We start from the raw sequence: 7,132 nt of genomic DNA, 5'->3' as shown, positions 1-7,132 counted from the left end.
TTCTTGACGACCATAGAGCATTGGAACCACCTGATCCCATCCCGAACTCAGCAGTGAAACGATGCATCGCCGATGGTAGTGTGGGGTTTCCCCATGTGAGAGTAGGTCATCGTCAAGATTAAATTCCGAAACCCCAATTGCGAAAGCAGTTGGGGTTTTGTTTTGGGCGATCGAAAATGCAGCGGCTTGCCAAGTGCACACTAGATACTCGCACGCGCACCAACCCTCCAGCGCTTTCCCGGATGAAATAACCCACCGCTAAGGGAAATCGATGCAAAGTGTTTCTGCATTTTTGGTATGGTGCAGCACATTTTCACAAGGACTGATCTTCATCCGCAGGACGCGGCGTCGACCTTTTTTCAACGAGATGCTGTAGAAATGCCTGAACCGATACCGATCAAGGACCACGAAAAAGAACACCGTCTGGTCAACAAGCGTTTGCTCGCCTGCGCACTCCTGGTGATCGGCATCACCTGCGCCCTTGTGGGCCGGATGTACTTCCTGCAGGTAGTGCAATACGACTATCACTCTACGATTTCCGAAAACAACCGCGTCCACGTGCTGCCCATCACCCCCACGCGGGGTTTGATCTATGACCGCAACGGTGTGGTCCTGGCTGACAACCGACCCAGCTACAACCTGACCATCACCCGCGAGCGCGCCACCGACCTCAAGGGTGAGTTGGACGCGATTGTCAGCTTGTTGCATCTGCCCGCCGAAGACCGCGCTGTATTCGACAAAGCGCTCAAACAGGCCCGTCATCCGTTTGTTCCCGTCACGCTGTTCTACGAGCTGACCGAGGAGCAGATTGCCGTCCTGGCCGTCAACGAGTTCCGTCTACCGGGTGTCGACGTTGAGCCGCAGTTCGTCCGCCACTACCCGTTGGGCGCGCACTTCGCTCACTCCATCGGCTATGTCGGACGAATCAACGAGAAAGAGTCCAAGGCCCTCGATTCAGTGGAATACCGAGGTACCCAGTCGATCGGCAAAACCGGCATCGAACGCTTCTACGAGTCTGAACTGCATGGTCACGTCGGTTATGAAGAAGTCGAAACCAACGCTCAGGGGCGGGTGCTGCGCGTGCTCAAGCACACTGACCCTATCCCCGGCAAAAACATTGTCCTGAGCCTCGACGTCAAGCTCCAGGAAGCCGCCGAAGAAGCCCTGGGCGATCGCCGTGGTTCGGTGGTTGCCCTGGATCCGCAAACCGGTGAAGTGCTGGCCATGGTCAGCAAGCCGAGTTTCGATCCGAACCTGTTCGTCACCGGTATCAGCTTCAAGGAATATGCCGCGCTGCATGACTCCATCGATCGCCCGCTGTTCAACCGCGTGCTCCGCGGGTTGTATGCGCCAGGCTCGACCATCAAGCCAGAAGTGGCCATCGCAGGGCTCGACAGTGGCGTGGTCACTCCACAAACCCGCGTGTTCGATCCAGGGTATTACCAGTTGCCGGACTTCGATCACAAATACCGCAACTGGAACCACAGCGGCGACGGCTGGGTGGATATGGATGCTGCCATCATGCGCTCCAACGACACCTACTTCTATGACCTGGCTCACAAACTCGGTATCGATCGCCTGCATGATTACCTGGCTGAGTTCGGCTTGGGTCAGAAAGTGTCCCTGGACATGTTCGAAGAATCCGCCGGCCTGATGCCCTCCCAGGCCTGGAAACGCGCCACACGCCGCCAGCCGTGGTTCCCCGGCGAAACCGTGATCCTGGGCATCGGCCAGGGTTATATGCAGGTGACGCCGCTGCAGCTGGCCCAGGCCACTGCGCTGATCGCCAACAAGGGGGTCTGGAACCGGCCGCACCTGGCCAAGACCATCAACGGCGTGCCACCGGTGGATGAGAACCCCATGCCCAACGTAGTCCTCAAGGACCCGCGTGACTGGGAACAGGTCAACCACGGCATGCAACTGGTGATGCACGACCCGCGCGGTATCGCCCGCGCAGCCGCGCAAGGTGCCCAATACCGCATCGCCGGCAAGAGCGGTACCGCGCAGGTGGTGGCGATCAAGCAGGGTGAGCGCTACAACCGCAACAAGACGCTGGAACGTCATCGCGATAACGCCTTGTTTGTCGGCTTTGCGCCAGCCGAACATCCGAAGATCGTGATTTCAGTAATGATCGAAAACGGTGAGGCCGGTGGCCGTGTGGCGGGCCCGGTGGTGCGGCAGATCATGGATGCCTGGCTGCTCGACCAGGAAGGTCATTTGAAGCCGCAATATGCGACGCCGGCCAAAGCGCCTGGCGATCCCCACGTTTGACTCAGACTTCCCATTCGCTCCAGCGCTCTACATCATCATCAACAAGCCAGGGCACATCATGGCTTGTCCAGATACGGGCGGTGGGCCTGGTGCCCGGATCATCGTCCAGCGTCGCCACCCGCACGATTACGTGGGGTTGGCGCGCGCGTTCGGCGATCAGATGGGAGCCGCAGCGCGAGCAGAAATGGCGCTGCTTGCCCGGCGATGACTCGAACGACGACAGCAATTCTTCACCGTGAGTCCAGCGAAAGTGTTCGCGCATCACGCCGGCCGTGGCGACAAACGCGGCCGCGTGCGCCTTGCGACAGCTGTTGCAGTGGCAGTGACTGATGGGCATGTCCAAGCGGTCCACCTGGTAGCGCACGCCTTTGCACAAGCAACTTCCATTCAACGCTTCAGTCATAACCTATGGCCAGGTCAAGGATAGGGTCATCATCATCGCGCATAACCAAAAGTTGCGCATTGGTCGATGTCGCCTAGTGTTCAATGGAGGAGGTGACTTATGCACGTATTGGATCGCATCGAACGAAAAGTCCTGCTCAACGCATCACGCAAACAAGTGTGGGAAGCGCTCACGAATGCCGAGCGATTTGGCGATTGGTTCGGTATCGCCCTCAAGGGAAAAACCTTTGTGGCCGGCGAAACCCTCGAAGCGCAGATCACTTATCCAGGCTACGAACATGTGGTGTGGAAGGCCAGGATCGAACGCATTCTGCCGCAAACCCTGTTTTCTTTCTGGTGGCATCCCTTCGCGGTAGATAAAAGTATCGACTACGACAAGGAAGAGCCGACGCTGGTGGAGTTCACCATTGAAGATCGCGCACCGGGCATTCTGCTGCGAGTGGTGGAGTCCGGCTTCGACAAGGTGCCCCAGGCTCGACGCCAGAAAGCGTTCAAGATGAACTCCCGAGGCTGGGATGAGCAAATGGGCAATATTGAAAACTATCTGAACAAGGCCCGGCGGGCCTAGGCGCGGACGGGGCATGATGTTGAACCGTCAATTCATGCCCTGCAACAAATTTGTAAGATGACAGTTAACGCGCCGCCTTTACCCGGATGCCGAGTAGAATCACGCCCTGAACGCAATTGCTGAGGTGCGGTACGGTGGATTTACAGCAGGGTTTTGTCCTGACCCGGCATTGGCGCGACACCCCGGCAGGTACGCAGGTCAGCTTCTGGCTGGCGACCGACCAGGGGCCTCGGTGCATTCGCCTACCCGTGCAGACCTCGGTGATGTTTATCCCTGAGCTTCATCGCAAGCCGCTGGGCTGGCTGCTCAAGGACGAGCGCGATATCGAGTTGCGCGCGTTGCAGTTGTGCGATTTTCACCACCGACCGGTCCTGGGCCTATACGCCCGGCAGCACCGCCAGTTGATGGACATCGAGAAGCGTTTGCGCAGCGCCGGGGTCGATGTCTATGAAGGCGACGTGCGGCCGCCCGAGCGCTACATGATGGAACGCTTTATTACCGCCCCAGTGTGGTTCGGCGGCACTGCGGATGCGAGCGGCATCCTGCTCGACGCGCAGATGAAGCCCGCCCCCGACTACCGCCCGCCATTGAAGCTGGTGTCCCTGGACATCGAAACCACCGCCCAGGGCGATCTCTATTCCATCGCCCTCGAAGGCTGCGGCGAGCGCCAGGTATATATGCTCGGGCCACCCAACAAGCGCGACGCGGTGGATTTCAAGCTTGAGTATTGCGACACCCGCGCCCAGCTGCTTGAACGCCTCAACCACTGGCTGGCCACCCACGATCCGGATGCGATCATCGGCTGGAACGTGGTGCAATTCGACCTGCGCGTACTGCACGAACATGCCCAGCGCCTGAACGTGCCCCTTCTGCTTGGGCGCGGCGGCGAAGCCATGACCTGGCGCGAACATGGCAGCCGCAATCACTACTTCGCGGCGGCGGCGGGACGCTTGATCATCGACGGTATCGAAGCCCTGCGCTCGGCCACCTGGAGCTTCGAGTCGTTCAGCCTGGAGAACGTCGCGCAAACCCTGCTCGGTGAAGGCAAGGACATCTCCACGCCTTACCAGCGCATGGATGAAATCAACCGCATGTTCGCCGAGGACAAGCCTGCCCTGGCGCGCTACAACCTCAAGGACTGCGAGTTGGTCACACGAATTTTCGAGAAGACCGACCTGCTCAAGTTCCTGCTCGAACGCGCGAGCGTCACCGGCCTGCCTGCCGACCGCAATGGCGGCTCCGTCGCGGCGTTTACCCATCTCTACATGCCGTTGATGCACCGCCAGGGCTTCGTCGCGCCGAACCTCGGCGACAAGCCGCCCCAGGCCAGCCCCGGCGGCTTTGTCATGGATTCGCGTCCGGGCCTCTATGAGTCGGTGCTGGTGCTGGACTACAAAAGCCTCTACCCGTCGATCATCCGCAGTTTTCTGATCGACCCGGTGGGCCTGATCGAAGGCCTCAAGCATCCCGACGACAGCGACTCGGTGGAAGGCTTTCGCGGCGCGCGTTTCTCCCGCACCCGGCATTGCCTGCCGTCCATTGTCACGCGGGTTTCCGAGGGGCGCGAAGTGGCCAAGCGCGAACACAATGCGCCGTTGTCCCAGGCCCTGAAGATCATCATGAACGCCTTCTACGGGGTGCTCGGTTCCAGCGGCTGCCGGTTCTTCGATACGCGGCTGGCGTCGTCGATCACGATGCGCGGCCACCAGATCATGCGCCAGACCCGTGAACTGGTTGAAGCCCAGGGTTATGAAGTGATCTACGGCGACACCGACTCCACGTTCGTCTGGCTCGGCAGCGCCCATTCCAACGAGGACGCCAGCCGTATCGGCCAGGCGCTGGTGCAGCAGGTCAACGACTGGTGGCGCAGCCATCTGCGCACCGAGTACGGCCTGCAAAGCGCCCTTGAACTGCAATACGAAACCCATTTCAGCCGCTTCCTGATGCCGACCATTCGTGGCGCGGAGGAGGGCAGCAAGAAGCGCTACGCCGGCCTGGTGGTGCGTGGCGATGGCAGCGAAGAGATGGTCTACAAGGGGCTGGAAACCGTGCGCAGTGACTGGTCGCCCCTGGCCCGGCAATTCCAGCAGGAGCTCTACCGGCGCATCTTCCATCGCCAGCCCCATCAGGATTATGTCCGCGATTACGTGCGTCGCACCTTGAGCGGTCAACTCGACGACCTGCTGATCTACCGCAAGCGCCTGCGCCGAGCGTTGCATGACTACGAACGCAACGTCCCGCCCCATGTGCGCGCGGCACGCCTGGCCGATGAATACAACGACCGTCTCGGGCGCCCGCGCCAGTACCAGCGCGGCGGCTGGATCAGCTATGTGATCAGCGTCAACGGCCCGGAGCCGCTGGAGGTGCGGCAAGCGCCGATCGACTACGATCATTATGTGACCCGGCAATTGCAGCCGGTGGCGGATGCGATCCTGCCGTTCGTGAACGATAATTTTGGCACTTTGGTGGGCGGTCAGATGGGCCTTTTCTAGGCGAACGACCGCACGCACTCTCACTCAGGAGGAAACGTTCATGTACACACTCTACGGCACCGATGAGTCCGGTTCCTGCATGATCGAAATCGCCCTGCAACGCTGCGCAGTGCAGTGGCATCGCGTGGAGGCCAGTTCCTGGCAGGACGGCGAGGGCAGCGAAGCCCTTGCACGCATCAATCCTTTGAAACAGATTCCCACCCTGGTCACCCCTGATGGCCAGGTGCTGACCGAAAGCGCCGCTATCCTGATCCACCTGGGCCTTGAGTATCCCCAGGCCGACCTGCTGGCCGGCAACCGCGCGCAGATTCTGCGCGGCCTGCTGTATATCGCCGCCAATTGCTATTCGGCCATCGGCATCATCGACTACCCGCAACGCTGGCTGGGCGACGCGGATCAAGCCCTGCAAGCGCAACTGACCACCGGCACGCGGCGCTATCTGCATCAGGCCTGGGTGGTGTTCGCCGATCAGTTTGCCGACCAGTTGTTCACGCCCGATGACGTCCCCAACGCACTGGGTATCATGGCGGCGGCGGTGTCGCGCTGGGACGAGGCGCGGGAAGCGCTGCACGATCTGGCGCCAGGCTTTGCCCACACCCTGGAGCGGGTGGACGCCGACCCGATTGTGGAACCCGTGTTCGCCCGACATTGGCCGGACTGGCCGGCCTCGTAATCAGAGGAAACAATGACCTCACCGCCTTGCAAACCCTTGCGTAGCATGCGTCCTGACCTACGCTTCTCAACGTGGCGTAGGAATCATCCTTGAATTTGACTGTCGCAGACATGAAACTCAAGAACCCTGCATGGAATTCAAAGGAGGTGCGCATGCTCATCCGGTCGCTGACCCTGGCTACCTTGATGGCTTTTACGGGGCCGCTGTTGGCTGCCGATGATAATCCGCTCAAGCTGGAGCTGGGCAAAACCCGCCCGCTGGTCGTAGTGGAACTCGATGCCGGTAACCCGACCTTGGCCACGCTCAAGAAACAACTGCAAGAGCCTGCCACCAAGCAGTCCTTCGAAGAGCGCAGCATGGTGCTCTACACCGTGAAGTTCGGCAGCATCGGCGCCGAAGGCGAGAAGTTCGCCAAGGACCCCAAGGACAGCAAAAAGCTCACGCCGCCTGAAACCAATGCGCTGATCCGTGCACTCAAGCTGGGTGTCGGCAGCGGCACCAAGGTGATCCTGGTGGGCAAGGACGGTGACAAGAAGCTCGAGAAGAACGTGCCGCCGGATACGCTCGATCTGAAAGAGTTTTTCAGCACCATCGACCAGATGCCGATGGCTGAAAAAGAAGCGGCTGCCGCAGCAGAACCTGCACCGGTCGAACCCGCTCCTGCGAAGGGCGCGAAACCGGCCAAGCCGGGTAGCAAGCCCGCGCCGCAACAACTCGACGACTGAG

At 60.3% G+C, this 7,132-nt stretch carries 6 protein-coding genes and 1 rRNA gene; 6 read left to right on the top strand and 1 reads right to left on the bottom strand.

Going from position 1 to position 7,132, the window contains the following annotated elements:
• Positions 1-2 precede the first annotated feature (2 nt).
• Positions 3-118 (top strand): 5S ribosomal RNA (gene rrf / locus TU82_RS26865).
• 260 nt (positions 119-378) lie between these two features.
• On the top strand, positions 379-2,271 hold the full coding sequence (mrdA, locus tag TU82_RS26860; RefSeq protein WP_057726337.1) for a penicillin-binding protein 2: 1,893 nt from the start codon (positions 379-381) through the stop codon (positions 2,269-2,271).
• A 1-nt stretch (position 2,272) separates the two neighbouring features.
• Here the strand turns inward: mrdA and TU82_RS26855 are convergent, their stop codons facing one another.
• Positions 2,273-2,674, bottom strand: a complete 402-nt coding sequence (locus TU82_RS26855; protein ID WP_057726336.1) for a GFA family protein — start codon at positions 2,672-2,674, stop codon at positions 2,273-2,275.
• A gap of 99 nt (positions 2,675-2,773) precedes the next feature.
• Between TU82_RS26855 and TU82_RS26850 the strand changes: the two genes are divergently transcribed.
• The 4 genes from TU82_RS26850 to TU82_RS26835 all read left to right on the top strand — a co-directional run bounded on the left by TU82_RS26850 (position 2,774) and on the right by TU82_RS26835 (position 7,131).
• Positions 2,774-3,241: an SRPBCC family protein gene (locus TU82_RS26850; RefSeq protein ID WP_057726334.1), complete on the top strand. Its 468-nt coding sequence runs from the start codon at positions 2,774-2,776 to the stop codon at positions 3,239-3,241.
• Positions 3,242-3,375: 134 nt separating this feature from the next.
• Positions 3,376-5,733 carry a DNA polymerase II gene (locus TU82_RS26845; RefSeq protein ID WP_057726333.1) on the top strand — a complete coding sequence of 786 codons (2,358 nt, stop codon included), beginning with the start codon at positions 3,376-3,378 and terminating at the stop codon, positions 5,731-5,733.
• 40 nt (positions 5,734-5,773) lie between these two features.
• Positions 5,774-6,406, top strand: a complete 633-nt coding sequence (locus TU82_RS26840; RefSeq protein WP_057726332.1) for a glutathione S-transferase family protein — start codon at positions 5,774-5,776, stop codon at positions 6,404-6,406.
• A gap of 152 nt (positions 6,407-6,558) precedes the next feature.
• Positions 6,559-7,131, top strand: coding sequence for a DUF4174 domain-containing protein (locus TU82_RS26835; RefSeq protein WP_057726330.1), 573 nt, complete (start codon positions 6,559-6,561; stop codon positions 7,129-7,131).
• Position 7,132: the final 1 nt, after the last annotated feature.

The sequence above is a fragment of the Pseudomonas orientalis genome (genome assembly GCF_001439815.1).
Classification (GTDB): Bacteria; Pseudomonadota; Gammaproteobacteria; order Pseudomonadales; family Pseudomonadaceae; genus Aquipseudomonas; species Aquipseudomonas orientalis.
Note: the sequence above shows the minus strand (reverse complement) of the source record. Positions and strands in the feature narration are given on the sequence as shown.

What these genes read in the sequence shown, in the direction of transcription:
- mrdA (WP_057726337.1), top strand. Translation starts at nt 379, where the DNA reads ATGCCTGAACCGATACCGATCAAGGACCACGAAAAAGAACACCGTCTG.
- TU82_RS26855 (WP_057726336.1), bottom strand. Translation starts at nt 2,674, where the DNA reads ATGACTGAAGCGTTGAATGGAAGTTGCTTGTGCAAAGGCGTGCGCTAC.
- TU82_RS26850 (WP_057726334.1), top strand. Translation starts at nt 2,774, where the DNA reads ATGCACGTATTGGATCGCATCGAACGAAAAGTCCTGCTCAACGCATCA.
- TU82_RS26840 (WP_057726332.1), top strand. Translation starts at nt 5,774, where the DNA reads ATGTACACACTCTACGGCACCGATGAGTCCGGTTCCTGCATGATCGAA.
- TU82_RS26835 (WP_057726330.1), top strand. Translation starts at nt 6,559, where the DNA reads ATGCTCATCCGGTCGCTGACCCTGGCTACCTTGATGGCTTTTACGGGG.